The sequence below is a fragment of the Microbacterium trichothecenolyticum genome (genome assembly GCF_041938625.1).
Taxonomy (GTDB): Bacteria; Actinomycetota; Actinomycetes; order Actinomycetales; family Microbacteriaceae; genus Microbacterium; species Microbacterium trichothecenolyticum_D.
The window spans coordinates 2,647,486-2,672,905 of the sequence record NZ_CP169427.1; the positions used below are offsets into that span (position 1 = coordinate 2,647,486).

Here is a 25,420-nt window from a genome sequence, read left to right on the forward strand (position 1 = left end):
TGACGACTGTGCACTCCGCACCCCTGACCAACAAGCTCAACGACCTCGAACTGCCTGCCTGGTGGCGGCAGGCCGTGGTCTACCAGGTGTATCCGCGGAGCTTCGCGGATGCCGACGGCGATGGCATCGGCGACATCCGAGGCGTGACCTCACGTGTGCCGTATCTGAAGGCGCTCGGCGTCGACGCGGTCTGGCTGAGCCCGTTCTACCCGTCCGCCCTGGCGGACGGAGGGTACGACGTCGCGGACTACCGCAACGTCGACCCGCGCCTCGGCACCCTCGACGACTTCGACGAGATGCTCGCGGCACTGCACCGCGAGGGCATCAAGGTGGTCGTCGACATCGTGCCGAACCACACGTCCGATCAGCACGCCTGGTTCCAGGAGGCGCTGGCGGCGGGCCCAGGCTCCGCGGCTCGCGCGCGGTACATCTTCCGCGACGGCAGCGGGCCCGACGGCTCACAGCCGCCCGCGGACTGGGTGTCGGTCTTCGGCGGGTCGGCGTGGGAACGCGTCGCCGACGGCCAGTGGTACTTCCACAACTTCGCGGTGGAGCAGCCCGACCTCGACTGGTCGAACCCCGAAGTGCGCGCCGACTTCGTCAAGACGCTGCGCTTCTGGTCGGACCGGGGCGTCGACGGCTTCCGCATCGACGTGGCGCACATGCTCACGAAGGATTTCGTCGACCCGCTCCCCTCGCAGGCCGAGCTCGACGCCATGCCCCGTGACGGCAACCACCCGATGATCGACCGGGACGACGTGCACGAGGTGTACTCCGAGTGGCGCGAGGTGTTCGACTCGTACGATCCCCCGCGCACCGCCGTCGCCGAGGCGTGGGTCGAGCCGTCGCGCATCCCGCTGTACGCGCGGGCCGAGAGCCTCGGCCAAGCGTTCAACTTCGACCTGCTCGAGGCCGACTTCGACGCGGCGCAGTTCCGCCGGATCGTCGGCGACAACCTCGCGCTCGCCGGCAAGTCGGGCTCGTCGACGACGTGGGTGCTGTCCAACCACGACGTCGTGCGCCACGCCACACGGTACGGCCTGCCCGACGCCGAGCGCGACGAGAAGGGCCGCCCGACCCGCAAGCACGGCAACGAGTGGCTGCTCTCGGGCGGCACCACGCCGGTGCTCGATCGCGAGCGCGGGCTGCGGCGGGCCCGCGCCGCGACCCTGTTCGTTCTCGGGCTGCCGGGCTCGGCATACGTGTACCAGGGCGAGGAGCTCGGCCTGCACGAGGTCGCGTCGATCCCCGACTCCGAGCGCCAGGACCCGACCTTCTTCCGCAGCCCCGGTGAGGACATCGGACGAGACGGATGCCGCGTTCCGCTGCCGTGGTCGACGGAAGGATCTTCGTTCGGCTTCGGTGACGGCGGGTCGCACCTGCCGCAGCCGTCGTGGTTCGCGGAGTGCGCGGTGTCGGTCGAGGACGGCGACCCGAGGTCGACGCTCGCACTGTACCGACAGGCGCTGGCGCTGCGCCGGCTGCTGCAGACCGGCGAGTCCCTGGACTGGATCGAGACCGGGCGCGACGACGTCCTGGGATTCCGCCGCCCGAACGGGTGGACGGTCTTCACCAACTTCGGTGAGGAGCCGTACGAGCTGCCGGAGGGCGGCGCAAGGTCGCTCTCGAGTCAGCACTTCGAGGGGACCGAGTTGCCGGGCGAGACGACCGTCTGGATCTCGGGGGCCTGAGGGACCTGCCCGGATGGACGGACGACGGATGCCGCGACCTGCGAAGGACGCGGCATCCGTTCCCACCCAACAGGCAGTGACAGCAGAGCCCCGGTCCTCGCGATTTCTCGCGGGGAGCGGGGCTCCGACTCTGTGGTGACAGCGGTTCGTGGAGATGGGGGGAATCGAACCCCCGTCCATCGCTGGGATACTGCGGTTTCTCCGGGCGCAGTCTGTGCGAGCGTTTTCATCGGCTCCGACCTTTGTCACAGACACCTAAGTCGACAAGCCCATCCTGATAAGAGTCCCGCGTGACGCTCAGGCGACGTCACGCAGCAAGATCCCTAGATGACGCCAATACCCGTGACGGGATCAGTCACGGATTGACGGACTCGGGCTCGCTGCTCAGGCAGCGAGGGCGAAGTCGGACTGCTTCTTTTCGGCAGTTATTGGTTTGCAGGGAGCGTTCACGAGATAACCCTGCATCCTCGGCCCGCTTCTCGCAGATTCACAGGCGATGTCGAAACCGATCATCCCCATGGCCTCTTTCGAGGTGTCCTTCTCGCGAAGGGCCGCTGTCACACTGTGGAGTTGTCACCCTCGGGTGGATTGCACCCGAGCACATCAGGATACAACGGATGCTGCGTCCCCGCCATTCCAGGCGGACCTTGACTCGACCGACATCTCGCGCTCGGCAGTGCTCAGCGCGGTGCGGCGCTCAGCCCGGCCCTCGGCGAGGAACGCGAGTCGATGCAGCGTCTCCTCGTTGCGCCAGTGACCCGGGTGCGCGTCGGGCGAGCGTATGGCACACCGGCCGGGGACGCGGCATCCGTTGCCTACCATGTAAGGGTGACCTCACCTCGTGCAGCGCGCCCGCAGACCACCCTGTTCGTGACCGGGAGCACCTGGCTATCGGCCGACCTCGTGCGCGTGACGCTCGCGGGAGAGGAGTTCGCCGACTTCGCCGACCGGCCCGAGACCGACAAGTACGCCAAGCTGTACTTCCCGCCGGCCGGCAGCACGCTCGAGCCTCCGTACGACCTCGCGGCGCTCCGTGAGACGGTGCCGTTCGACGAGCTGCCGACGATCCGCACGTACACGATCCGGCGAGTGGACGCGGCCGCGGGCACGATCGACATCGACTTCGTGGTGCACGGCGACACAGGTGTCGCGGGACCCTGGGCCGCGAACGCGAAGCCGGGCGACCGGCTCACCATGTCGTCGCCCGGTGCCGGATACTCCCCCGACCTCACCGCGGACCACCACGTGCTGATCGGTGACGAATCGGCGATCCCGGCGATCTGGTCGGCGCTCGAGGCGCTGCCCGCGGGGACCCCGGTCACGACGATCATCGAGACGCGTTCGCCCGCGCACCGTGTGGAGGTGCCGTCGGGCGCGGTCGTGCAGTGGGTCGACGAGGACCACGACGCCCCCGGAACCCGCCTCGTCGAGACGGTGGATGCTGCGGCCTGGCCGGCCGGCCGCGTGCAGGTGTTCGCGCACGGTGAGCGTGGCGCGATGAAGGCGCTGCGGCCGCTCCTGCTCGCGCGCGGCGTCGCGCGTGCGGATCTGTCACTGTCGGCGTACTGGGCGTACGGGCGGACTGAGGATGCGTTCCAGGCGGAGAAGCGGCTGCCGGTGGGGCAGATCTTCCCGGATTGACGGCCGGGCGACGGGTTAGGGTCTGAGCATGAGCGACGTCGTCATCACCGTCCGCGGGGAGCACGAGACCCGCATCGCCCCCGAGCGCGCGATCGCGCACATGACCATCCGCGCAGAAGGACCCGAGCGCGGCGCCGTGGTCGAGCGCATGGCGGCGCTCACTGAGCCGGTGCGCGACGACCTCGCCTCGCGGAAGTCGGCGGGCACCGTCGCCGAATGGACGAGCCAGCGCGTGTCGGTGTGGTCGGAGCGACCCTGGAACAACGAGGGCAAGCGCCTCGCACCGGTCCACTACGCCACCGTCGACTTCTCGGTCACATTCACCGATTTCGCCGTGCTGTCGTGGTGGGCCGGCGAGGTCGCCGAGCGCGAGGGCGTGCAGCTCGGCTGGATCGAATGGAAGCTCACGCCCGAGACGAGAGCCTCGGTGGAGCGGGAGGTCGCGACCGAGGCGGTAGGGGTGGCCGTCATCCGCGCCACGGCCTACGCCGCGGCGCTGGGCCTGGGGAACGTCACGCCCGTCGAGCTCGCCGATGTCGGGCTGCTCACGCAGCCGGCCTCTCCCGAGATGGCGCCGGCGCCGCGCATGCTGATGGCGAAGGCGTCGTTCGCCTCGGACTCCGGCGGCGGCCCCGCGGTGCAGCTGCAACCGGAGGACATCGTGATCTCGTCGGCCGTCGAGGCCCGGTTCGCCGCCCGATGAGCGGCGAACCCACGTCCACGGGTGCCGCCGTCGCCCCCGCCGTCCGAGAGGGCATCGCCGACCGCCTGGCGCGCATGATCCAGCTGCCTACCGTCTCGGCCGAGCGTGCCGAGCGTGGACAGGGGCCGTTCGATGCCTTCGCCGACCTCCTGGTCGAGCTCTACCCGCTCGTCCATGCGCACCTCGAACGCGAGCGCATCGGCGAACTGGGGATCCTGTACCGGTGGCGTGGGCGTGATGCCGCTCAGCCGATGGTGCTGATGGCGCATTTCGATGTCGTGCCCGTCGACGAGAGCGACGCGTGGACCCATCCGCCGTTCGAGGGGCGCGTCGAGAGCGGCTGGGTGTACGGCCGCGGCGCACTCGACGACAAGGGACCGCTCGTCGTGGTGATGGACGCCGTCGAGAACCTGCTCGCGACGGGCTTCACCCCCGCCCGCGACGTGTACCTGTCGTTCGGCGGCGACGAGGAGACCTTCGGCGGAGCGGCGCGCCGCATCGCCGAGACGCTCAACGATCGCGGCGTCGAGCCGTGGCTCGTGCTCGACGAAGGCGGCGCGGTCGTCGACGCACCCCTGCCCTTCGTCCGCGGAAGCGCCGCGATGGTCGGCGTCGGCGAGAAAGGCGTGCTGACGCTCCGCCTGAGCGCCCGCGGCGAGGGAGGGCACGCGTCGGCTCCCCCGGCCCGCACCGCCGTCCGGCGCATCGCGCGCGCGCTCGAGCGACTGTCGCCCGAGACGTTCCCCGCCCGCACACCGGCAGCGGTCACGCGCATGCTCGAGCTCTTCGCGACGCGCGCCGACGGCATCCCTCGCGCTCTGTATCGCCTGCTGTCACGGACTCCTTGGCTCACCGCACGCGTGTTCACGGCGATGGGCGGCGAACCTGCGGCGCTCGTGCGCACAACCGTCGCCGCCACCATGCAATCCGGTGGCACCGCCGCGAATGTCCTGCCCTCGCGGGCGTCCGCGACCCTCAACCTGCGCATCGCGCTGGGCGAGTCGGTGGAGAGCACCGTGAAGCGCGTCCGCAAGCGGGTCGCCGACCGGCACGTGAAGGTCGAGGTTCTCGAGGGCGACGGACCGTCGCCGGAGTCGTCGACCCGGAATGCCCAGTTCGCGCTCATCGCCGAGGCCGTGAAGACATCGCACCCGGACGCCGCGACCGTGCCGTACGTGATGATGGCGGCCACCGACTCGCGGCACTTCCACCGCTTCTCGCCGGCGGTCTACCGCTTCGCACCGCTCGAGATGAGCAAGGCGCAGCGCGCGTCGATCCACGGGGTCGACGAGCGCGTCGAGATCTCGGCGCTGGAGCGGGGCGAACTGTTCCATCGCACCCTCCTGCAGCGCTTAGAGTGATTCGCACCTGCCCTCGAGCATGCTCGGGGACCCCGGCGAAGCAGTGACCGGGTCTGGGCCCGAGCGAAGGAGCACCGATGACGCGCAGCGCCGTGTCCTCACGCGTCACGATCGGCGCGCTCGCGGGAGTCGTCGGCTTCCTCGCGTTCGTGGAGTTCACGAGCGGCGTGCTCCAGGGCTTCTACACGCCGATGCTCACCGACATCGCCCGCCACCTCGGGGTGCACGACGCCGACGTGAACTGGCTCGAGGGCACGCAGCTCATGCTGTCGGCGCTCGTCGTCCCGGCCTTCGCGAAGCTCGGCGACATGGTCGGGCACAAGCGGATGCTGGTGATCTCGACGGCGATCACCGCCGCGGCGTCCCTCGTCCTGCCGTTCACCGATTCGTTCGGCGTCTTCCTTGCGGCGTGGGCCATCCAGGGGTTCTACGTCGTGTGGCTGCCACTCGAGATCGCCCTGATCTGGTCACGGTCGCGCCGCATGGAGGGCCGGGCGACGATCACGGCGCGTGCCGCCGGCTTCCTGGTGGCGGCGCTCGAGACCGGTGCAATCGCGGGTGCTCTCGTGGGCGGCATGCTGATCGACAGCCTGCCGCTGTGGATCGTTCTTCTGGTGCCGGCACTGCTCGTGGTCGCCTGCTTCTTCGTGATCCTGTTCGGGGTGCAGGAGTCGCCTGAGCCGACCGGCGGCCGCCTCGACAACGTCGGCCTTGTGCTCATCTCGCTCGCGCTCGTCGCCTTCACCGGCGGCCTCAGCCTGCTGCGCCTCAACGGCCCGGCCGATCCCGTCGCGTGGCTCGTCACGGCGCTCGGCGTGCTGCTCGTGGTGCCGTTCGTGCTCTGGGAGCTGCGCCACGACGACCCTCTCATCGACGTGCGGATGTTCCGCTCCCCTGCCCTCGGCCCGGTGTTCCTCACCGCGGGCCTGTTCGGCGTGAGCGTGCTCGGCGCGCAGGCGCCGCTGTCGACCTTCGCCCGCACCGACCCGTCGGTGTACGGCTACGGCCTGGGTACGACCGGCTTCCAGACCTCGCTCATCATCGGCGTCTACCTCATCGCGATGATCACGGGGGCCCTGCTGTTCCCGCTGATCGCGCGACTGACCGCACCGCGACTCACGCTCATCGGCGCGGCGACGCTCGTCGGCATCGGATTCCTGATGTTCCTGCCGTTCCACGACAGCTACACGCAGGTCATCGTGAACATGGTCGTCGTCGGCCTGGGCTCGGGAGCCCTGGTCGCGGCGCTGCCCGCGGCGGCAGCATCCGCCGCTCCTCCGACCCAGACGGGTGTCGCGACCGGCCTCACGAACTCGGTCAAGACCGTCGGTGGCGCGATCGCGTCGTGCATCTTCGGCATCGCGCTGCTGCACGGGGCGACGGGCGCAGCAGCCGAGGGCACGGCGGGATCCTTCTCGGGCAACATCACCGTGTGGGTGGTGTGCGGCGTGACCGCGCTGGCGGCCGCGGTGCTCCTGTTCTTCGTCCCCAAGACCGCGTTCAGCGACCGTGCCGCGCATGACGCGGCCGATGCTGCCGAGCCGCTCGTGCCGTAGCGCCCGAGGTCACTCGCCGAGACGGTTGCGGGAGCGCATCGCGCGCTCGGCCTCGCGCTTGTCTTCGCGCTCGCGGATCGTCTGGCGCTTCTCGAACTCGCGCTTGCCCTTCGCGACGGCGATCTCGACCTTGGCACGACCGTCCGAGAAGTAGAGCTTCAGCGGGATCAGCGTGTAGCCGCCCGCCGAGATGGCGTGCGAGAGCTTGACGATCTCCTCCTTGTGGAGGAGCAGCTTGCGCGTGCGCTTCGACGAGTGGTTCGTCCAATGGCCCTGCGAGTACTCCGGGATGTGCACCGCGTCGAGGTACGCCTCGCCGTTGTCGATGTACGCGTAGCCGTCCGAGAGGTTCGCGCGGCCTTCGCGCAGCGACTTCACCTCGGTGCCGGTCAGCACGAGGCCGGCCTCGTACGTCTTCTCGATCGCGTACTCGTGGCGCGCGCGACGATTGGTCGCCACGACCTTCTCCCCGCGTTCCCTGGGCATGATGTCTCCTCGCTGATGCCGGTCTGCTGGTCCCTGAACCTGTCGAAGGGCGGACGGCAGCCTGTCAGTCTACCCCTGCGGCGGGGCCGGCGATCACGCGCGCAGCCATCTCCGGATCGCGAAGCTCGCCGACAGGGCCGCGAGGACCACCCCGACGAGGATCAGGACGGGCACCACGATCCACGCATCGGCCATGCCGACCCAGGTGGTGACGAAGTCGACCCGGTTGCGCAGATAGTTGTTGACGCCGAAGTGCACGCCCGCGATCACGGCCGCGCTGGCGAGGAGCGATCCGAGCAGCGCCGCGATCACGCCCTCGAGGATGAACGGCGTCTGGATGAAGCGGTTGGATGCCCCGACCAGGCGCATGATGCCCAGTTCCCGTCTTCGCGCGAAGGCCGAGAGCCGGATCGTGGTGGCGATCAGCAGCACCGCGGCGATGAGCATCAGCACCGCGATCCCGACGGCGATGTAGGTGGCGATGGTGAGCGCCGAGAACAGCGGGTCGAGGTACTGCATCTGGTCCTTGACCAGCTCGACCCCCTGCATGCCGCTGAACGCCTCGATGATGACGTCGGACTGCTCCGGATCGACCAGCGTGATGCGGAACGTCTCGTTCACCTGCTCAGGCGTGATGAGGCTCGCGTTCTCTTCGCCGGCGATCTGCAGAAGCTCATCGTAAGCGGCCTGATGGTCGAGGAACGTCAGATCCCGGATGAGTGGCGCGAGCGCACTGCCTTCGAGCTTGGCGCGCACCTCCTCGACCTGCTCCGGCGACGCCTCACCGTTCGAGCACGTCGCCGGCGTCGAGATGCTCGTGCACATGTACACGGCGACCTGCGCACGCTCGACCCAGAAGTCGCGCATCGTGCCGATCTGCATCTGCATCAAGATCGCGGCGCCGACGAACGTCAGCGACACGAACGTGACGAGCACCACCGACACGACCATCGAGACGTTGCGCCTGAGGCCCGTGAAGGCCTCCGACATGATGAGACCGAACCTCATGAGGTGGGCCCCACTTCGTCGTCGCGGTTCGGGTCGTCCAACCCGAGGCGGTCTGCGAGACCGAGCTCCTCGACCTGCAGCTCGACGGCGTCGACGAGCGGAATCGGCTGCGTGTGGGTCGGCTTTGCGGGAGCGGATGCCTCGGGCGCGGCTTCGGCGACGGGCTCCTCGAGCGCCTGTGCGAGCCCCTCCGCCTGCTGTGCCTCCGCGGCGGTGACGGCGACCGCCGCTGCCGCAGCTGCCGCAGCGGCGGCGACGCCGGCGGAAGGCGACGCGGCCGGGGACGCAGCATCCGTGTCCAGTCCGACGAGTTCGTCGTCGTCGTCCTGCACCGCTGTCGGGTCGAGGCCCGCGGCGGCCGCGATGGCGGCCTCGCGCTGCACCTCGAGCACCGCGGTGAGGGCGGCGACCGCTGCGGCACCCCGCTCCGGCTCGGGAGCCAGGCTCGGCAGGCTCGACCGGTCGCCGTAGCCGCCGTGACGCTCGTCGCGGATGATCTCGCCGTGACGCAGCTCGATGACGCGCCGCTGCATCTGGTCGACGAAGCCGGCCTCGTGCGTGGCCATCACGACGGTGGTGCCACCGGCGTTGATGCGCGCGAGCAGCTGCATGATGTCGATGGATGTCGCGGGGTCGAGGTTTCCGGTGGGCTCGTCGGCAAGCAGGATCTGGGGACGATTCACGAGCGCGCGGGCGATCGCGACGCGCTGCTGCTCACCGCCCGACAGCTCGTGCGGGAATCGCTTCTCCTTGCCGGCGAGGCCGACGAGGGCGAGCACTTCAGGCACCGCCTGCTGGATGAATCCGCGCGACGATCCGATGACCTGCAGCGTGAACGCGACGTTCTGGAACACGGTCTTGGTCGGCAGCAGCCGGAAATCCTGGAACACCGCGCCGACGTGCCGACGGAAATACGGCACCTTGCGGTTCGACAGCGTGCGCAGGTCGCGGCCGAGGACGACGACTCGCCCTTCGGACGGCGTCTCCTCTCGGAGGATCAGGCGCAGGCAGGAGGACTTGCCGGATCCCGACGCGCCGACGAGGAAGACGAATTCCCCGCGCAGCACCTCGAAATCGACATCGCTCAGGGCGGGTTTGGAAGTGCCGCGAAAGCGCTTCGTGACGTTCTCGAACCGGATCATGGCCTAACGAGCCTATGCGGAGGCCCCGGGGCACAGTCCAGCGACACTCGACGTTTGCGCATCGGTTCGCCGAGTGCCGTCCGAATCAGTCGTCGTCGTCCTTGCGCTTGCGCCAGCGGATGCCCGCCGAGATGAAGCCGTCGAGGTCGCCGTCGAAGACGATCGCGGGGTTGCCCACCTCGTGGCCGGTGCGGAGGTCCTTGACGAGCTGCTGGCCGTAGAGGAAGTACGAGCGCATCTGGTCGCCCCAGCTCGCGGTGATCGTGCCGGCGAGCTCCTTCTTCTTCGCCGCCTCTTCCTCGCGCTTGAGTAGGAGCAGGCGGGTCTGGAGCACACGCATGGCGGCCGCACGGTTCTGGATCTGCGACTTCTCGTTCTGCATCGACACGACGATGCCGGTCGGGATGTGCGTGAGGCGCACGGCGGAGTCCGTCGTGTTGACGGACTGGCCGCCGGGGCCCGACGAGCGGAAGACGTCGACGCGCAGGTCGTTCTCGGGGATGTCGACCTCGACGGCCTCCTCCATCACCGGGATGACCTCGACCGCGGCGAACGAGGTCTGGCGCTTGTCGGCCGAGCCGAACGGGCTGATGCGCGCCAGGCGATGGGTGCCCGCCTCGACCGAAAGCGTGCCGTAGGCGTAGGGAGCGTCGATCTCGAACGTCGCGGATTTGATGCCGGCGCCCTCCGCGTAGGAGGTGTCCATGACCTTCACCGGATACTTGTGGCGCTCGGCCCAGCGCAGGTACATGCGCAGCAGCATCTCGGCGAAGTCGGTGGCGTCGTCGCCGCCCGCGCCCGAGCGGATCGTGACGACGGCCGAGCGCTCGTCGTACTCGCCGTCGAGGAGCGTCTGCACCTCGAGCTGGCTGACGATGTCCTCCAGCTCCGCGATCTCGTGACGCGCCTCTTCGGCGGAGTCCTCGTCGTCCATCTCGTTGGCGAGCTCGACGAGCACATCGAGATCGTCGAGGCGCTGCTCGACGTCGGTGATGCGCTTGAGCTCGGCCTGTCGGTGGCTCAGGGCGCTGGTGACCTTCTGCGCCTTCTCGACGTCATCCCAGAGATTGGGAGCGCCGGCTTCCTCACTGAGGCGGGCGATGTCGGCGTTGAGTGCCTCGACGTCGACCACGGCCTTGATGTCGGCGAACGTGGAACGCAGGGCCTGGATATCGGCGGAGGGATCGAAGTCGAGCATGACACTCCAGACTAACGTGGAAGCGATGACCGATCACACAGGCTCCCCCACCGCTCGTGACGTGCTGTGGCGGTTCGGCCCGATGGTCTACGGCCCCACCGTGCTGTTCGCGCTCGGTGAGGGCGCCGTCATCCCGCTGATCCCCGTCATCGCCGCGCAGCTCGGAGCGGATGTCGCCACCGCCGCGCTCGTCGCCTCGGCGCTCGTCGTGGGCCAGCTCTGCGGCAACATCCCGGCCGGCTGGGCGGTCGCCCGCATCGGCGAGCGCGTGACGATGGCGATCGCGGGCGTCATCTCGCTCGGAGGCGTGGTGGGCATGGCGCTCGCGCCGTCCCTCGGCATCTTCGCGATCGCGGTGTTCCTCATCGGCTTCTGCGCCGCGGCCTTCGGCCTCGCCCGCCACTCGTTCATGACGACGCGCGTGCCGCTGTCGTTCCGCGCCCGCGCGCTGTCGCTGCTCGGCGGAACGTTCCGCCTCGGGATGTTCGTCGGACCGTTCGTCGCCGCCGGCCTCCTCGCACTGTTCGGTGACGAGCACGCCGCGATCTGGTTCTTCGGCGGATGCCTCGTGGCCACGGTGCTGCTCGTTCTCCTCGGCCCCGACCCCGAGCGGCAGTTCTTCGCGCCGACGTCTTCGACGTCGCGCGAGGACGCGGTCGACACGGAGGATACGGGCGAGCCGGTCACGGGCTCCATCCCCGTCCACCGCAGCCGCCCGGCGGCCGACGGCTCGGGATCGGGGCCGGGCACCGGCGTGATCCGCACCATGTGGCGGCACCGCCGCGTGCTCTCGACGCTCGGCCTGGCCGCAGCATCCCTCTCCGCCGTCCGTTCCGCGCGCCAGGTCGTGCTGCCGCTCTGGGGTGTGTCGATCGGCCTCGACGCGCAGACGATCGCCCTCGTCGTCGGCATCTCGGGGGCGATCGACTTCGCGCTCTTCTACGCGAGCGGGCAGGTCATGGACCGCTTCGGTCGACTGTGGGCAGCGCTGCCGGCCATGATCCTGATGGGCGCGGGCTTCGTCGCGCTCGCATTGACGCACGACCTTCCGCAGGCGGCGATGTGGTTCGCGATGTTCGCCGCGGTGCTGGGCGTCGGCAACGGCCTGTCGAGCGGCATCCTCCTCACCCTCGGAGCCGACGTGGCGCCGAAGGCGGACCCGGCGCCGTTCCTCGGGTCGTGGCGCACGCTCACCGACGCCGGCGGGGCGGTCGCACCGCTGCTGGTGTCGGGCATCGCCGCCGTCGCCTCCCTCTCCGTCGCCACCGGGATCATGGGCGCAGTCGGCCTCGTCGGCGCAGTCGCCTTCGTGCGGTGGGTGCCCCGCTATGTGCCGCGGGGCCGTCCGTGAGCGGGGTCATGCAGTTCTGCCGCAGCCGCAGCGGCGGCAGGCGCTGCACGCGCCCCCTCGGGCACGCCGGTCTGCACCGCCACCGCACGATCATGTGGGCGGACGCCGGCGCCGATCCCGCGCACTGCCCTGGATCGGACGAGCCGGGCGAGCCCGCCGTGAGACTGGCCGACGGCTTCCCCGACGGCCGCGCGCTGTGCCCGGTGTGCCTGCGGTTCATCCCGCTCGACGACGGCAGGCTCGTGGCGCATGACAGGTCGGACGCGGACGAGACGGATGCGGAGACCCGGCGTCGCCGCGAATGGTTCAACGCCTACGGCTGGTAGCCGGCGCGTCAGACCCAGTTCCGTCGAACGGCCTCCGCACCCAGCTGCATGCGGGTCGTCACGCCGGCCGTCTCCATCAGCTCGGCGACACGACGCTGGACGGTGCGCAGTGAGATGCCGAGCTGCGCGGCGGCCGCAGCATCCGTCACCCCCAGCAGAAGCAGACGGAGCAGATCGCCGTCCACGTCGTCGGAGGTCGGCACGGCGGCGATCGGCAGGAACTCTGCGGCCGTCCGCCAGTACTCCTCGAAGATCGAGGTGACGAGATCGAGCAGGCCGCTCGGGTGGATGAGCAGGGCGCCGAAGCCTTCGTCCTCGCCCTGCGAGTGCATGGGCAGCAGTGCCATCTGGTCGTCCGCGATGAACATGCGCGTGGGCAGCGTGGGCAGCACCCGGATCTCCTCGCCGATCTGGGCCATTTCGCGCGCCGCGGCAAGGAAGCCTGGACGCTCGAGCACCGCGTTCTCGACGATCACGCGGTAGCGCACGCCGCGGGCGAGCGCGCGGTCTTCCTCGATGTTCTCCTCGCCGCTGAGCAGCGCGACCTCGTGCAGCACGAGCACGCGCACCTGCTCGACGGACGCGGCCTGCAGCTGCGCGACGCGCTGGCGCACGGCGTCGTCGCCGATGACGACGTCCACCACGTCCGCGACGCTGCGCTGCTCGGCGGAACGCCGGTACAGATCGCTCAGCTCGACCAGCGCCTCGTGCGCGCGGGTGAGTCCCCGTTCGCGCTCGAGCAGCAGGGGGCGCAGCGAGATCGACGGTGGGGACGCCACGTACCGGTCGCTGCGTGCCGCCTGACGCGCGAGCAGGCCGAGCCGCTCGAGCTCGGCGACGATCGGTCGTGTGCGCGGCAGCGACATGCTGAGCGCCGACGCGATCTCGGCCGTCGAGGCGGACGGCTGCTGCAGCACGCAGCGGTAGACCGCGGTGTGGGCCTCATCGAGACCGAGCGCATCGAGCACGGCGACCTTCTCCATGTCGTCCATCGTGACCCGCCCACGTTGGCGGATGCATGCCATGGCATTTCTCCGCCATCCACTTTATGCACTGCGCACAGGAAGGTGGGGGTACACGGATCCCCACACCGAGAGGCTCGCGCAATGTCACGACCCAAGCCCTTCGGCCCTCGCCTCCGTCCGATCGTCGCCGCCACAAGCGGCCTCGCGATCGGCATCGCAGGCATCGGCCTCACCACTCTGCCGGCGGCCGCCACCTCCGCCCCAGACGACTCCCCCACCTCGCGGGCGACCGCCCGCAGTTCCCACTCCGTCACCCTCATCACCGGCGACCGCGTCACCGTCACCGACCTGAGAGACGGCACCCACGCCGTCTCGATCGATACCGCCGTCGAGGGCGCCGGCGCCCGCACGTACGAGGCGTCGGGCGACCTCCACGTCGTTCCCGACAGTGCACTGCCGTACCTCGCATCGGGCGCGCTCGACGCGGACCTCTTCAACGTGTCGCTGCTCATCGGGTACGGCTACGACGACGCGACCGTCGATGCGACGCCGGTCATCGTGCAGCAGGACGCCGCAGCCGCGCGGTCCTTCTCGGCGCCGGTCCCCGGTCTCGAGGTGCAGACACCTCTCGAGAGCATCGGCGGTGCCGCGGCCACGCTCGGCCACAGCGACGCGGCGTCCGCCTGGCAGTCGCTCACTGCCCCGACCGCCCGGAGCTTCTCGGCGACGCCCTCGCTCGGCGGTGGCATCGAGGCGATCCACCTCGACGGCAAGGTGCGCGCGACCCTCGACTCGAGCGTGCCCTACATCGACGCCCCCGAGGCGTGGGCCCAGGGTCATACCGGCGAAGGGGTCACCGTCGCCGTGCTCGACACCGGCTACGACGACACCCACCCCGACCTGCAGGGCCACGTGCTCGCCGACTCGAAGAGCTTCGTGCCCGGCGAGGAGGTCGACAGCGACCCGAACGGTCACGGCACGCACGTGGCCTCGACCATCGCCGGGACCGGCGCGGCCAGCGGCGGCACGCACCGCGGCGTCGCCCACGGCGCCCAGCTGCTCGTCGGCAAGGTGCTCGGCGCCGACGGCTGGGGCCAGGACTCGTGGATCATCGACGCGATGGAGTGGGCGGGCCAGAACGCCCCGATCGTCTCGATGAGCCTCGGCTCGACGCAGGCCTCCGACGGCACGGACCTCATGGCCGAGTCGCTCAACCGGATCTCGAAGGAGACCGGGGCACTCTTCGTCGTCGCGGCCGGCAACGCCGGCGCCCCCGAGACGATCGGCGCACCCGGCTCGGCGGAGCAGGCACTCACCGTCGGCTCGGTCGACGACCCGTCCGGCGCACTGTCGTGGTTCACGAGCCAGGGCCCGCTCGCACGCTCGGGCGCGCTCAAGCCCGACGTCACCGGCCCCGGCAACGACGTCACTGCCGCACGCTCCGCCGACAGCGGCGGCGACGGCGCCTACATCGCCATGAGCGGCACGTCGATGGCGACGCCGCACGTGGCGGGCGAGGCCGCGATCCTGCTGAGCGCCTACCCCGGCTACACGAAGGAGCAGCTGAAGGCCGCGATCGCGAGCACCACGACCGACGTCGGCTATACCGCCTACCAGGGCGGCACGGGCGTGGTGAACGTCGCGGCTGCGCTCGACGCGCCGGTGATCGCCGCCGGTTCGGGCGACTTCGGCATGTTGATGTGGGGCGAGGCCCCGACTCCGGTCCAGCGGACGGTCGAATACACGAACCGCACGGATGCCGAGATCACCGTCGCCCTCTCGGCGAACCTCGGCGACACCACGCCAGGAGCCGGCGGAGGCGAGCCGGGGCCGCTGGCGGCGGGCATCGCGTTCGACGCGCTCACCATGGACGTCGACACGCTGACCATCCCCGCGGGCGAGAGCCGGTCGGCCACGCTGACGGTGGATCCGGCAAAGGTCCCGGCCGGCACCCAGCTGTCGGGCATGCTCGTGGCGTCTGTCGACGGCGAGCCGGTCACCCGCACCGCACTCGGAACAATCGCCGAGGCCGAACGGTACGACCTCACGCTCACCGCGACGGACTTCGACGGCGACCCCACGACGACCTACGCGTTCTTGTGGGACCCGGCGACACAGTGGGCAGAGCCGGTGCTCGTCGAGGGCGAGACCACGCTGCGTCTCCTGAAGGGCGAGTACACGGTGATGTCGTTCATGGAGCTGAACCGCACGCCCGACACGATCGCCAGCGTGCTCGTCGGCGAGCCGACTCTCGAGCTCGACCAGGACCGTACGGTCGCCCTCGACGCACGCACCACAGAGCAGGTCACGGTCGACGTCGGCCAGAAAGGGCTCGACCAGGTCTTCCGCCGAATGGACGTGATCGTCGACGACTTCGCGGCGAGCGCGATGATGCCGGTGTGGACCGACGAGATGTGGGCGCAGCCGATGAAGGTCGACGACGCCGAGTTCTCCTGGGCGACCCGCTGGCGGCTGCAGACGCCGATGCTGACCGTCTCGGCGGGCAAGACTCCGCTCGACCTGATCGTGCAGATCGGCTCGACGTTCCTCGACGGCTCGTTCAAAGCGGCCGCCGTGGACGCCGGAAAGGGCAGCGTCGAGGAGTTCGCCGCCGCGAATGTCAAGGACAAGATCGCGGTGGTCACCCGGTCGGCGGAGGTCTCAGCATCCGCTCGCACCGCGAACGCGGCCGCGGCGGGAGCGAAGCTGCTGATCGTCGTCAACGACGGCGACGGCGAGCTCAGCGAATGGGTCGGATCGGAGGACTACACGACGAGCGTCTCGATCCCGGTCGCGGCCGTCAGCGGCGTGGAGGGGCGTGAGCTGCTGGCGCAACTCGGCGGCCACAAGAAGGTCACGCTCTCGGCGGTCGGCGAGCCGACCTCCGAGGTCACCTACGACATCGCCCACTTCGGCGAGGGCGAGATCCCGGCCGACCTGGCCTACCGGCACAGCGCCGAGGACCTCGCCCGCATCGACACGCGATACATCGGGCAGACGGAGGAGATCGGCGAGTTCCGGTACGACTTCGTGCCGGGCGCGGAGTACGGCAGCGGCTTCCCGCTGCGCACCCAGAGGGGCATCGAGCGCGAGGAGTGGGTGAACACCGACGGGCTGCGCTGGTACCAGGGGGCATTCATCACCTCGGTCGGCTGGGAGATGCGCGATGTCAAGCGCACCTACGACCGCGGCGAGCGCACCGAGGCCGACTACTACGGCGGCATCGTGCGGCCGTACGTCGGCACGGGCTACTGGGTGCCGTACCTCGCGTCGGACTACGCCCAGATCAACATCCCGAGCTGGGCGGATGGCGGCGACGGCGAGCACACCGGCGCTTTCGACACCTGGATGGAACCCTCCACGGTGCAGCAGCTGACCGACATCTACATCGACGGCGAACTGTTCGCCCAGAAGGAGCACCAGGGCGCGAATGTCTTCGACCTGCCCGACGGCGAGCACGACTGGCGGGTGGTCAGCGCTGCGACGCACGACGGCTCACACCTCGCCGGGTCGACGAAGACGGTCAGCGACTGGACCTTCCGCGCGACGGGCAAGCTCGGCGACTGGGACTACCGACTGCTGCCGATGATCCAGGCGTACTACGACGTCGACGTGAACGACGAGAACCGTGTCGGCGAAGGCCGCCGCAAGGGCTCGCCGATCCCGCTCGGTCTCGAGCTCGGTCATGTCGCCGGCACCGCTCCGGCCGGCGCGATCACCGACGCGACGCTCGAAGCCCGCACCGCGGGTGGCGGGTGGGTGCCGGTCACGATGAAGAGCGCGAAGACGGATGCCCCGACCGGCGCGGTCGAGGGCGACGGGTACATCTTCGCGGCGTCGCGTGCGTGGGTCAGCGGCTACGCGGCCGAGATCCCGGTGCCCGACAAGGGCGGCTGGGTCGACCTCCGCGTCACCGCGAGGGACGCCGAGGGCAACACCTTCACACAGGAGATCGAGAAGGCGTTCGAGGCGACCCCGGCCAAGGGCGTCCGCTAACCCTGAGTACAGAGACCCCGGCGCACGTGCGCCGGGGTCTCTGGCGTTCGCCGCGGGTCGGCGTGCATCACCAGAGCATCGCTACGAGGTGGGCGAACACGTCCTCGGGATCGTTGTCGAGACCCCGCCGGGTGAACCAAGTCGAGACGTTGACGACGTCCCGGTAGAGGAAGTCGAGCCCCTGCGGGTTCGCAGCGACGTCCACGATCTGCGGCAGATCGATGACGACGACGCGGCCGTCGTGGTCGAGCAGGTTGTACGGCGAGAGGTCGCCGTGCGCGAACCCCGCGTGCGCGAACGCCTCGAGGATGCCGACGACCTGATCGAAGGCGTCCCGCAGCTGGTCGCCGTGCAGGCGGCTCTGCGCCAGGCGCGGCGCGGCGACGCGTCCGTCGCCGACGAACTCCATGAGCACCTCGGTGTCGCTCACCTGCACGGGGTACGGCACGGGAACCCCGGCGCGCCACGCGCGGCACAGCGCGTCGAACTCGCTGGCGGCCCAATGCCCCGCGGCCACCGACCGTCCGTACGCCGACTTGCGGTTGACGGCGCGCGCGTCGCGGGTGTTGCGCATCGTGCGGCCCTCTTCGTAGCTGCCCGAGCGGTGGAAATCGCTGTGGTGCGCGTTGCGGTAGCGCTTGGCTGCGAGGAGCACGCCGGCGGCGCCGGGCACTGCGCGCTCTATGAGGTGCACGTCGGCTTCCTTGCCGGTCTTGACGACGCCCAGCTCGGTGTCGAACGCGCCGGACGCGGTGACGACCCAGTCCGGATGCGGCAGCGGGCCGCGTTGGGTGGGCGGAGAGGCCGGCCACGTGGACCAGCGCTGATCGGGGCCGGGTTCGAGTTCCGGCGAGAGAACGGATGCGGTCGCGTCGAGGCGTTCGGATGACATCGGTGGGACACTCCAGGACTGGAGGCCGCCGACGGATCAACGTGTTGGGGCGACCTCGCGGAAGGGATTGCGGATGCGAGGCATGACGAAGACAGCCATCGTTCTTCCTCCCTCCGGTCCAGGGTGCGGTGCGTGAGCCGGCACCGACTGCGCGCAACTCTAGCCCACGCGCGCGCTGCGCGTCACTGGGGTGATCTGCGCCCGCATGGGCCGCAGCATCCATCTGTTGAGGACCCATCGGCGCCCACATGCAGAACCTGCTCGGCAGGCTCGGTGTGCACTCGCGGATGGAGGCGGTGGCGCTCGCCGCACGCGCCGCGGCCACCGAGGCCTGACGCCCGCGCGTCAGCGTAGAGCGGTCCGGCTTGTGGCGGTCGCCTCGAGAGCGACGCCTTCGGGAACGAACATCGTGACGACGGGCGGATGCCACTCCCCCGCAACCGTCACCCGCGCAGAGACACCGTCGGGGGTCGACGCCGCAACCAGACGCGCGTCAGGACCGACGGCGCCCATCATGGCCTCCGCCTCCCGACGCACGCCCGCGTCGGTGAGCGTCGCGACGGGCTCACCGCCGACCACCGACAGGTCGAAGCCGTCCGCGGCCGCCAGGGCTGCGGCATCCGCGACCGCATCGAGCTGCTTCTGCGCGAGATACAGGCTCGTCGCGGCGGTGCAGACCAGGATCACGGCGATCGCGAGGACGGCGTATCCAAGGGTGAGGATGAGGACGCTCCCCTCGTCGTCCGCCTCGCGCGCCTCGAAGCGCGCGGCGAGCGTGCGACGCACGTGCGCGATCACCGTTCGCTCCAGAACCGCGAGACCTTGTGCGCCGCCGACGCCTCGATCGGGACCGCGGCGACGCGGTCGAGTCCGAGCACCGGCGGCACGAGCGGCAGCGTGACGGCCGTGCGAACGCTCACCTGGAGGGTGGCACCGGCTCGCGGACACGCGGCGCCCGATGGCACGCACTCGATGGAGAGGACGACGTCATCGAGTGCGTATTCCTCCGTCACGGACGCCAGCACGGCGTCCGCGCGGGCGCGCGCGTCGTCGACGTCGCTCGCCGTCGACACGGCACGTGCGACATGGCGCGCCGCGGCCTCGGCACCGAGGCCCTGCCCCTGGACCATGCCGAGTGCGACGACCAGGTAGACGAGGGGAACCAGCAGGAGCAGGCCGACGAGGATGAACTCGAGCGCCGCGGAGCCGCGGTCGTCGCCGAGCAGGCCGGCGGTCGGAGTGTCAGTCGAACGATTCCACGGGGGCATGCGCCGTCACCTCCAGCCCGCGAGGTGTGCCGAGCAGTCCCACCAGCGGCAGCGTCGCCTGAACGCGCACTTCGACCGTCTGCTGGCCGAGCGCCGCCGTCTCGTGAACGATGACGTCGGTCGCGTACTCGGCGCCGATCGTACGGCCCACGATGTCACGCGTGCGCTGGGCGCCCTCGGCGAGCGTCGTGTCGGCGAGCGCCGCGTGGTACGCGCCCTCGACGGCGGCATCGTGGACGACGTTGCGGACGTACACCGCGAGCCCGAATTGGAGCACTCCCAGCGTCAGGAAGGTGAGCAGTGTGCCGACGAGGACGAACTCCACCGGACTCGCCCCGGCGTCGTCGCGGAGGTCCGCGAGGAGTCGGGCGCGCACGCCCGACGTCGCGCGGGCGAGGACGACGCGCACGGCGTCAGAGTCCGGAGACGCGGCTGATCGCCTGCTCGAACAGGTCGGCGAGAGCCGGGCCGGCCATCGCCCAGATCACGACCACCAAGCCCGCGGTCATGAGTGTGATGAGGACCCACCCCGGTACGTCTCCCCGGTCGTCGTCGGCGAGGTCGCGCGCCGCCGCGTGAAGTCGAGCCGTGAGGCGCAGCATCCGTGCTTTCATCATTTCTCCTTCCGGCCGTCAGCCGAGTCCGAGTCGAAGCATGAAGATCCCCGGGAACACCGCGAACAGCACGCTGAGCGGCAGGATCAAGAACACGAGCGGGAAGAGCATGTAGATCTCTTTGCGTCCCGCGCGCTCGATGAGCGTGCGTTTGGCGTCCTCGCGTGCGTCGATCGCCTGCGCCTGCAGCACGTGTGCGAGCGGGGCGCCGCGCTCGATGGCCGCCACCAGCTGATCGATCGCGCGGGTGAGGGCAGGAATCTCAAGACCTGCGGCGAGGCGCGTGAGCGACTCCGACAGCGGCGAGCCGGTGCCGACCGCGACCACGACGCCGCGCAGCTCGGCGGTGAGCTCTCCCGCACCGACGTCGCTGACGCGCCGCAGCGAGTCGAGGATCCCCTCGCCTGCCGACAGGCACAGCGCGAGGAACTCGAGCACCGTCGGCAGCTCCTCCTCGATGCGTGCGGCTCGCGTCCGCGCCGCGCGCGTGAGCCATGCGTCGTACGCAAATGCTGCCGCAACGGCGGCGACCGGGGGCAACAGCCCGAGAACGGGCGATCCGCGGCCGACGAGCACGAGGCCGACCACAACGCCGCCGCCGATCGCGAGGCCCGCGATCGCCCACGCGAGCTGTCGCCCGCGGAAGCGCGCCGCGTCGATCGTCCACGCCGCCTGATGCAGGCGCCGGGTGAGCACCGCGTCGCCACCGGCGAACCGCGCGAGGCGCCGATGCGCGAACGCCGACAGCGCGAACGGCGAGCTCCCGCCCGCCGGCGCGGCCACGTCGAGGCCGCGTGGGTCGGTGACATCTCGGATGTAGGGCGCGATCCGCCGTGCCAGGCTGGGGGCGCCCCACCGTGGCGCGAGCGAGATCAGCAGACAGACCCCGACACCCAGCGCGGTGCCGAGAACGACGGCGTAGGCGACGTCGCCGAGCGCGAACCCGATCACCCGAACCACCGCCGCGGCTCGCGAAGACGGCCGAGCCGGATCATGAGCCGGTATGCGACGAGCGACACCGCCGCGCCGACGAGGATGAGCGCGATACCGCCCGGGCTGCCGTAAGCGCGGGCTCCCTCCGGACGCATCGCAAGCATCGCGAGGATCACCCACGGCGCGATCACGCCCAGCACCGCCGCGCCGCGGATCCACGACTGACGCGACTCGACCTCGGCCCGCAGCGCAGCATCCGCGCGCACCGACGAGGCGAGGGCACGCAGCACCGTTGTGAGTTCCGTGCCGCCGACCTGTCTCGCCATGCGCAGCGTCTCGACGATGCGGTCGGCGACCGGGTCGGCCAGGGTGGTCTTCAGCCGCTGGATGCTCGAGTCGAAGTGCCCCGACGCCGCCATGTCGCGGGCGAAGGCCGCGAACGCCGGTCGCAGCTCGGCGGGTGCGGAGTCGGCGAGACTCGCCACAGCATCGGGCAGCGACATCCCGGCGCGCACGGAGGCGATGAGCAGATCGCAGACGTCCGGCCAGAGTGCGCGCCGCGTGCGCAGCAGCTGGGAACGGCGCGCCCGCAGCCAGGTGAACGGCGCGAGCGCACCGGCGACGGCGGCGACGAGCGCGAGGGCCGCGACCGGAGCGATGAGCCAGGCCACCGCCGCCGCCATCGCGCCGCTCACACCGGCGGCCACGACGATCGACGGCACCGACACCCGCGCCATGCCCGCGTCTTCGAGCAGGCGCGCGACCCGCCCGCGCCGCGTCGCAGCGGTGCGGGGGCGTGACCCCCCGGGCCAGAGCCACGGCGATAGTGTCAACAGGAGTCCGGCGGCGAGCACCGCGCCCCAGACGAAGGTCACGCGGCGACCGCCCGGTACAGGGTGTGCGCGGTGATGACGCCGTCTGCGACGCCGGTCGGCGCGACGATCTCGACGACCCGCCGCGCTCCGCTCGCGTCGCGCTCGCAATGCGCGACGAGATGGACGGATGCCGCCACCGCCGGCTGCACGAAGCTCGAGTCGATGTTGCGTCCCGCCAGCAGCGGGAGCGCCGCCAGCTTGCCGAGCGCCTCGCGTGCAGAGTTGGCGTGGATGGTCGCCGCGCCGGGGACGCCGGTGTTGAGCGCAAGCAGCAGGTCGAGCGCTTCGGCATCGCGCACCTCGCCGACGACGAGGCGATCGGGGCGCATGCGCAGCGCCTCCTTCACCAGACGGCGGAGGGTCACCTCGCCGGTGCCCTCGAGGCTCGGCTGCCGGCCCTGCAAGGCGACGAGATCGGACGCCGCGACGGCGAGTTCGAAGGTCTCCTCCACCGTCACGATCCGGTGTTCGGGCGGGCACGCCGCGATGAGCGCGCCGAGCACCGTCGTCTTACCGGCGTGCGTGGCCCCCGAGACCAGCACCGACTGCCCCGCGATCATCGCGTCGCGCAGCAGCGTCGCGGCCTCCGGAGCGATGGAGCCCGCGGCGACCAGTCTCCCGAGATCGCGGTACGCCGGAAGGAACTTGCGGATGTTGACCGCCCAGTGACGGCGCGTGATGTCGGGGATGACGACGTGAAGCCGGCTGCCGTCCGGGAGCGATGCATCGACGAAGGGCTGACTCAGGTCGACCCGACGGCCGCTGGACTGCAGCATCCGTTCCACCAGATCGCGCACCGCGGTATCGGTGAGCATGAGCGGCGTGCGCTCGGGCACTCCCCCGCGGGCCACGAAGATGCGGTCGGGGGCGTTGATCCACACCTCCTCGACCGTCGGATCATCGAGATACGCCTGCAGCGGCCCGAAGCCGGACACCGCGGCCAGCACCTCTCGCACGCACGCGGTCTCGTCGTCGACAGGCGCGAGTCCGCGCGCCAGCGCGAAGTCGTTGTGACGGCGCACCTCGGCGCGTGCGATCTGCGCCGCGAACTCAGGATCGCGGGTCGGATCGGAGCGCTCTGCCCGGAGACGCTCGCGCACGCGCTCCGCCACGACGGTCGCGACGGGGGCGGCGGGGGAGGTCACGTCAGCATCCTCCCAATTCGCCGCGGAGCCAGCCGAAAGTTATCCACAGATGCGCGGCACGCGCCCGAGCGGCAGGATGGAGTCACCGACGAAAGGGACGATGATGACGAAGACGGAGATGACCCCGGCGGCGAAGGCGGGACTCGGCGTGGTCGGCATCGTGCAGGTCGTGTTCGCGTTCCTCGCGTTCTGGGATCTGGCGCACCGCGACGCCGACGAAGTCCGCGGACCCAAGGTCGCGTGGATCCCCGCGATCCTCGTGAACTGGATCGGCCCCGCGAGCTACTTCCTGTTCGGCATCCGCCGCTGATCGCCCGGTCGGGACGGGGGTCAGCCCCACAGCCGGCCCTCCGTCGCGTCAGTAGACTGAGAGCCTCGCGGGAGTGGTGAAATTGGCAGACACGCAGGATTTAGGTTCCTGTGCCTCCGGGCGTGTGGGTTCAAGTCCCACCTTCCGCACGCGAGTTCTCGCATCCTCCGCCGACTGACGACGGGACGACCATCGTGCATGCTGTTCCCACCGCCCTGATCCCTTGGCTGGATCCCGCCGCGATCATCGGATGGGCCGGCCCCTGGGCCCTCGTCGTGGTGTGCTTCATCGTGTTCGCCGAGACCGGCCTGCTCGTCGGCTTCCTGCTGCCGGGCGACACGCTGCTCGTCATCTCAGGACTGCTGTCTCACCCCCAGTCGTACGCCCCGCACGGCGTGTTCGGACTCAGCGTCTGGTGGGTGGCGCTCCTCATCGGGCTCGCCGCGTTCATCGGCGGCGAAGTCGGCTACTACATCGGCCACAAGGGCGGTCCGGCGGTCTTCGAGAAGAAGGAATCCGGGGTGTTCAGCGTCAAGAACGTCGAGCGCACCAACGCGTTCTTCGAGCGCTTCGGCGGCCTGACGATCATCCTCGCCCGCTTCGTCCCGATTGTCCGCACGTTCGCGCCCGTCGCGGCCGGCGTCGGCCACATGAACAAGTGGAAGTACACGCTCTACAACTTCCTGGGCGCCGTCTTGTGGGGCTTCGGCCTCACGATGTTCGGCTACGCCATCGGCTTCATCCCGCCCGTCGCGGAGTTCGTCGAGAACTACATCGACCTGATCCTGCTCGCCGCGGTGGGCGGCACCGCCGTGGTGACGCTGTGGCACTATCTCCGCGAGCGCAGCAAGGCCAAGAAGGCCGCGGCGGCCGGCGAGGACGTCGTCACCGACCACAACGAGGCCGAGGCGCTCGTGCTCGATCCCGAGGTGTTCGAACGCGGACCTGAGCACGGCGACGCGCCCAAGGCCTGAGCCGAGAAGCATTCAGTCGATCAGGACGCCTTCTTCTTCTTCGCGGCGGGCTTCTGGGTGGATGCCTTGGCCTCGGTCTTCGCCGGGGCGGCAGCATCCGTCTTCGTCGATGCCGCCTTCGAGCCGCCTTCACGCGCGGCACGGGACTTCTCGACGCTGGCGCGGAGGGCGGCCATCAGGTCGATGACCTCGCCGCCGGCCTCCTCTTCCTCCTGCTCGCCGAAGGTCTCAGAGGTGTCGAGCGCGTCGCCCTTCTCCAGCTTCGCCTCGATGAGGGTTCGCAGCTCCTCCTGGTACTCGTCTTTGAACTCCTCCGGATCGAAGTCGCTCGAGAAGCTCTCGACCAGCGACGCCGACAGTTCGAGCTCCTTCGCCGAGATGCGCACGGTCTCGTCCAGCGAAGGGAACGCGGCCTCTCGCACCTCGTCGGACCACAGCAGTGTCTGCAGCACCAGCACGTCGTCGCGCACCCGCAGCGCCGCGAGCCGGGTCTTCTGCCGCAGGGAGAAGCGCACGATCGCTGTGCGGTCGGTCTGCTCGAGCGTCTTGCGCAGCAGGACGTAGGCCTTCGGTGAGCTCGAGTCGGGTTCGAGGTAGTACGCGCGGTCGAGGGTGAGCAGATCGATCTGCTCACTCGGCACGAACTCCACGACATCGATCTCACGACTGCGCTCCGCCGGGAGCGACTCGAGGTCCTCCTTGGTCAGGACGACCGTCTTCTCGCCGTCGTCGTAGGCCTTGTCGATATCGGAGTACGGGACGACCTCACCGTCGATCTCGCAGATCCTCTGATAGCGGATGCGCCCGCCGTCTTTGTTGTGCACCTGATGCAGCGAGACGTCGTGGTCTTCGGTCGCCGAGTACACCTTCACCGGCACGTTGACGAGCCCGAACGTCAGTGCACCCTTCCAGATCGCTCTCACCCCACCAGTGAACACCAGGGCGCCGACACGCGGCCACCCCTTGCGCGCCGCGGCGCCGATAC

At 70.1% G+C, this 25,420-nt stretch carries 24 protein-coding genes, 1 tRNA gene and 1 other RNA gene; 11 read left to right on the forward strand and 15 right to left on the reverse strand.

What is annotated here, in order from left to right; all coding sequences use genetic code 11:
* The first annotated feature begins 8 nt into the window (after window positions 1-8).
* A complete protein-coding gene (locus ACEYYH_RS12385; protein WP_374978215.1) occupies window positions 9-1,691 on the forward strand; it encodes a glycoside hydrolase family 13 protein in 1,683 nt (560 codons plus the stop codon).
* Between the two features lie 146 nt (window positions 1,692-1,837).
* Here the strand turns inward: ACEYYH_RS12385 and ssrA are convergent.
* Window positions 1,838-2,208, reverse strand: a transfer-messenger RNA (tmRNA) gene (gene ssrA / locus ACEYYH_RS12390).
* 311 nt (window positions 2,209-2,519) lie between these two features.
* Between ssrA and ACEYYH_RS12395 the strand changes: the two genes are divergently transcribed.
* The 4 genes from ACEYYH_RS12395 to ACEYYH_RS12410 all read left to right on the forward strand — a co-directional run bounded on the left by ACEYYH_RS12395 (window position 2,520) and on the right by ACEYYH_RS12410 (window position 6,952).
* Window positions 2,520-3,332 (forward strand): siderophore-interacting protein, encoded by an 813-nt coding sequence (locus ACEYYH_RS12395; protein ID WP_374974696.1) that lies wholly within the window; start codon window positions 2,520-2,522, stop codon window positions 3,330-3,332.
* Between the two features lie 28 nt (window positions 3,333-3,360).
* Window positions 3,361-4,035, forward strand: a complete 675-nt coding sequence (locus ACEYYH_RS12400; protein ID WP_374974697.1) for an SIMPL domain-containing protein — start codon at window positions 3,361-3,363, stop codon at window positions 4,033-4,035.
* A complete protein-coding gene (locus ACEYYH_RS12405) occupies window positions 4,032-5,396 on the forward strand; it encodes a M20/M25/M40 family metallo-hydrolase (RefSeq protein WP_374974698.1) in 1,365 nt (454 codons plus the stop codon). Before ACEYYH_RS12400 ends, ACEYYH_RS12405 begins: the two co-directional genes overlap by 4 nt.
* A 77-nt stretch (window positions 5,397-5,473) precedes the next feature.
* Window positions 5,474-6,952, forward strand: coding sequence for an MFS transporter (locus tag ACEYYH_RS12410; protein WP_374974699.1), 1,479 nt, complete (start codon window positions 5,474-5,476; stop codon window positions 6,950-6,952).
* A 9-nt stretch (window positions 6,953-6,961) separates the two neighbouring features.
* Here ACEYYH_RS12410 and smpB read toward each other — a convergent pair whose 3' ends face one another.
* The 4 genes from smpB to prfB all read right to left on the reverse strand — a co-directional run bounded on the left by smpB (window position 6,962) and on the right by prfB (window position 10,786).
* Entirely contained in the window at window positions 6,962-7,438 is a 477-nt protein-coding gene (smpB, locus tag ACEYYH_RS12415; RefSeq protein ID WP_045296901.1) for an SsrA-binding protein SmpB, read from the reverse strand.
* A gap of 93 nt (window positions 7,439-7,531) precedes the next feature.
* A complete protein-coding gene (gene ftsX, locus ACEYYH_RS12420; RefSeq protein ID WP_116193016.1) occupies window positions 7,532-8,446 on the reverse strand; it encodes a permease-like cell division protein FtsX in 915 nt (304 codons plus the stop codon).
* Window positions 8,443-9,588 carry a cell division ATP-binding protein FtsE gene (ftsE, locus tag ACEYYH_RS12425; protein ID WP_374974700.1) on the reverse strand — a complete coding sequence of 382 codons (1,146 nt, stop codon included), beginning with the start codon at window positions 9,586-9,588 and terminating at the stop codon, window positions 8,443-8,445. The genes ftsX and ftsE overlap by 4 nt, the downstream gene beginning before the upstream one ends.
* Before the next feature lie 85 nt (window positions 9,589-9,673).
* Complete coding sequence (gene prfB, locus ACEYYH_RS12430; protein ID WP_116193014.1) at window positions 9,674-10,786, reverse strand: peptide chain release factor 2; 1,113 nt, start codon at window positions 10,784-10,786, stop codon at window positions 9,674-9,676.
* Window positions 10,787-10,811: 25 nt separating this feature from the next.
* Between prfB and ACEYYH_RS12435 the strand changes: the two genes are divergently transcribed.
* Window positions 10,812-12,137 carry an MFS transporter gene (locus ACEYYH_RS12435; protein WP_374974701.1) on the forward strand — a complete coding sequence of 442 codons (1,326 nt, stop codon included), beginning with the start codon at window positions 10,812-10,814 and terminating at the stop codon, window positions 12,135-12,137.
* Entirely contained in the window at window positions 12,134-12,463 is a 330-nt protein-coding gene (locus tag ACEYYH_RS12440; RefSeq protein ID WP_374974702.1) for a hypothetical protein, read from the forward strand. Before ACEYYH_RS12435 ends, ACEYYH_RS12440 begins: the two co-directional genes overlap by 4 nt.
* A gap of 8 nt (window positions 12,464-12,471) precedes the next feature.
* Here the strand turns inward: ACEYYH_RS12440 and ACEYYH_RS12445 are convergent, their stop codons facing one another.
* Window positions 12,472-13,446, reverse strand: a complete 975-nt coding sequence (locus tag ACEYYH_RS12445) for a transcriptional regulator TrmB (RefSeq protein ID WP_374974703.1) — start codon at window positions 13,444-13,446, stop codon at window positions 12,472-12,474.
* Between the two features lie 123 nt (window positions 13,447-13,569).
* Between ACEYYH_RS12445 and ACEYYH_RS12450 the strand changes: the two genes are divergently transcribed.
* A complete protein-coding gene (locus ACEYYH_RS12450) occupies window positions 13,570-17,424 on the forward strand; it encodes a S8 family serine peptidase (RefSeq protein WP_374974704.1) in 3,855 nt (1,284 codons plus the stop codon).
* 67 nt (window positions 17,425-17,491) lie between these two features.
* Here the strand turns inward: ACEYYH_RS12450 and ACEYYH_RS12455 are convergent, their stop codons facing one another.
* The 8 genes from ACEYYH_RS12455 to ACEYYH_RS12490 all read right to left on the reverse strand — a co-directional run bounded on the left by ACEYYH_RS12455 (window position 17,492) and on the right by ACEYYH_RS12490 (window position 23,151).
* Window positions 17,492-18,316 carry a serine protein kinase RIO gene (locus tag ACEYYH_RS12455; protein ID WP_374974705.1) on the reverse strand — a complete coding sequence of 275 codons (825 nt, stop codon included), beginning with the start codon at window positions 18,314-18,316 and terminating at the stop codon, window positions 17,492-17,494.
* Between the two features lie 345 nt (window positions 18,317-18,661).
* Window positions 18,662-19,114, reverse strand: a complete 453-nt coding sequence (locus ACEYYH_RS12460; protein ID WP_374974706.1) for a pilus assembly protein TadG-related protein — start codon at window positions 19,112-19,114, stop codon at window positions 18,662-18,664.
* Window positions 19,111-19,584, reverse strand: coding sequence for a TadE family protein (locus ACEYYH_RS12465; RefSeq protein WP_374974707.1), 474 nt, complete (start codon window positions 19,582-19,584; stop codon window positions 19,111-19,113). The genes ACEYYH_RS12460 and ACEYYH_RS12465 overlap by 4 nt, the downstream gene beginning before the upstream one ends.
* Window positions 19,559-19,993: a TadE family protein gene (locus ACEYYH_RS12470; RefSeq protein ID WP_374974708.1), complete on the reverse strand. Its 435-nt coding sequence runs from the start codon at window positions 19,991-19,993 to the stop codon at window positions 19,559-19,561. The genes ACEYYH_RS12465 and ACEYYH_RS12470 overlap by 26 nt, the downstream gene beginning before the upstream one ends.
* Window positions 19,994-19,997: 4 nt before the next feature.
* Complete coding sequence (locus ACEYYH_RS12475; protein ID WP_374978216.1) at window positions 19,998-20,186, reverse strand: hypothetical protein; 189 nt, start codon at window positions 20,184-20,186, stop codon at window positions 19,998-20,000.
* Window positions 20,187-20,216: 30 nt separating this feature from the next.
* On the reverse strand, window positions 20,217-21,158 hold the full coding sequence (locus tag ACEYYH_RS12480) for a type II secretion system F family protein (RefSeq protein ID WP_374974709.1): 942 nt from the start codon (window positions 21,156-21,158) through the stop codon (window positions 20,217-20,219).
* Window positions 21,146-22,006 (reverse strand): type II secretion system F family protein, encoded by an 861-nt coding sequence (locus ACEYYH_RS12485; protein ID WP_374974710.1) that lies wholly within the window; start codon window positions 22,004-22,006, stop codon window positions 21,146-21,148. The genes ACEYYH_RS12480 and ACEYYH_RS12485 overlap by 13 nt, the downstream gene beginning before the upstream one ends.
* Window positions 22,003-23,151, reverse strand: coding sequence for a CpaF family protein (locus ACEYYH_RS12490; protein WP_374974711.1), 1,149 nt, complete (start codon window positions 23,149-23,151; stop codon window positions 22,003-22,005). The genes ACEYYH_RS12485 and ACEYYH_RS12490 overlap by 4 nt, the downstream gene beginning before the upstream one ends.
* A gap of 103 nt (window positions 23,152-23,254) precedes the next feature.
* Here ACEYYH_RS12490 and ACEYYH_RS12495 point away from each other — a divergent pair, with 103 nt between their 5' ends.
* The 3 genes from ACEYYH_RS12495 to ACEYYH_RS12505 all read left to right on the forward strand — a co-directional run bounded on the left by ACEYYH_RS12495 (window position 23,255) and on the right by ACEYYH_RS12505 (window position 24,435).
* Entirely contained in the window at window positions 23,255-23,461 is a 207-nt protein-coding gene (locus tag ACEYYH_RS12495) for a PLDc N-terminal domain-containing protein (RefSeq protein WP_374974712.1), read from the forward strand.
* A gap of 67 nt (window positions 23,462-23,528) precedes the next feature.
* Window positions 23,529-23,610: transfer RNA gene (locus ACEYYH_RS12500), tRNA-Leu, on the forward strand.
* Window positions 23,611-23,655: 45 nt separating this feature from the next.
* Window positions 23,656-24,435: a VTT domain-containing protein gene (locus ACEYYH_RS12505; RefSeq protein WP_116196647.1), complete on the forward strand. Its 780-nt coding sequence runs from the start codon at window positions 23,656-23,658 to the stop codon at window positions 24,433-24,435.
* A 20-nt stretch (window positions 24,436-24,455) separates the two neighbouring features.
* Here the strand turns inward: ACEYYH_RS12505 and ACEYYH_RS12510 are convergent, their stop codons facing one another.
* Window positions 24,456-25,358 carry a Ku protein gene (locus ACEYYH_RS12510; protein WP_374974713.1) on the reverse strand — a complete coding sequence of 301 codons (903 nt, stop codon included), beginning with the start codon at window positions 25,356-25,358 and terminating at the stop codon, window positions 24,456-24,458.
* Window positions 25,359-25,420 lie beyond the last annotated feature (62 nt).

Bases quoted from the DNA above. Each gene is read 5' to 3' on its own strand.
- ACEYYH_RS12400 (WP_374974697.1), top strand. From the start codon at position 3,361: ATGAGCGACGTCGTCATCACCGTCCGCGGGGAGCACGAGACCCGCATC.
- ACEYYH_RS12405 (WP_374974698.1), top strand. From the start codon at position 4,032: ATGAGCGGCGAACCCACGTCCACGGGTGCCGCCGTCGCCCCCGCCGTC.
- ACEYYH_RS12410 (WP_374974699.1), top strand. From the start codon at position 5,474: ATGACGCGCAGCGCCGTGTCCTCACGCGTCACGATCGGCGCGCTCGCG.
- smpB (WP_045296901.1), bottom strand. From the start codon at position 7,438: ATGCCCAGGGAACGCGGGGAGAAGGTCGTGGCGACCAATCGTCGCGCG.
- ftsX (WP_116193016.1), bottom strand. From the start codon at position 8,446: ATGAGGTTCGGTCTCATCATGTCGGAGGCCTTCACGGGCCTCAGGCGC.
- ftsE (WP_374974700.1), bottom strand. From the start codon at position 9,588: ATGATCCGGTTCGAGAACGTCACGAAGCGCTTTCGCGGCACTTCCAAA.
- prfB (WP_116193014.1), bottom strand. From the start codon at position 10,786: ATGCTCGACTTCGATCCCTCCGCCGATATCCAGGCCCTGCGTTCCACG.
- ACEYYH_RS12435 (WP_374974701.1), top strand. From the start codon at position 10,812: ATGACCGATCACACAGGCTCCCCCACCGCTCGTGACGTGCTGTGGCGG.
- ACEYYH_RS12445 (WP_374974703.1), bottom strand. From the start codon at position 13,446: ATGGAGAAGGTCGCCGTGCTCGATGCGCTCGGTCTCGATGAGGCCCAC.
- ACEYYH_RS12450 (WP_374974704.1), top strand. From the start codon at position 13,570: ATGTCACGACCCAAGCCCTTCGGCCCTCGCCTCCGTCCGATCGTCGCC.
- ACEYYH_RS12455 (WP_374974705.1), bottom strand. From the start codon at position 18,316: ATGTCATCCGAACGCCTCGACGCGACCGCATCCGTTCTCTCGCCGGAA.
- ACEYYH_RS12465 (WP_374974707.1), bottom strand. From the start codon at position 19,584: ATGCCCCCGTGGAATCGTTCGACTGACACTCCGACCGCCGGCCTGCTC.
- ACEYYH_RS12475 (WP_374978216.1), bottom strand. From the start codon at position 20,186: ATGCTGCGCCTCACGGCTCGACTTCACGCGGCGGCGCGCGACCTCGCC.
- ACEYYH_RS12495 (WP_374974712.1), top strand. From the start codon at position 23,255: ATGACGAAGACGGAGATGACCCCGGCGGCGAAGGCGGGACTCGGCGTG.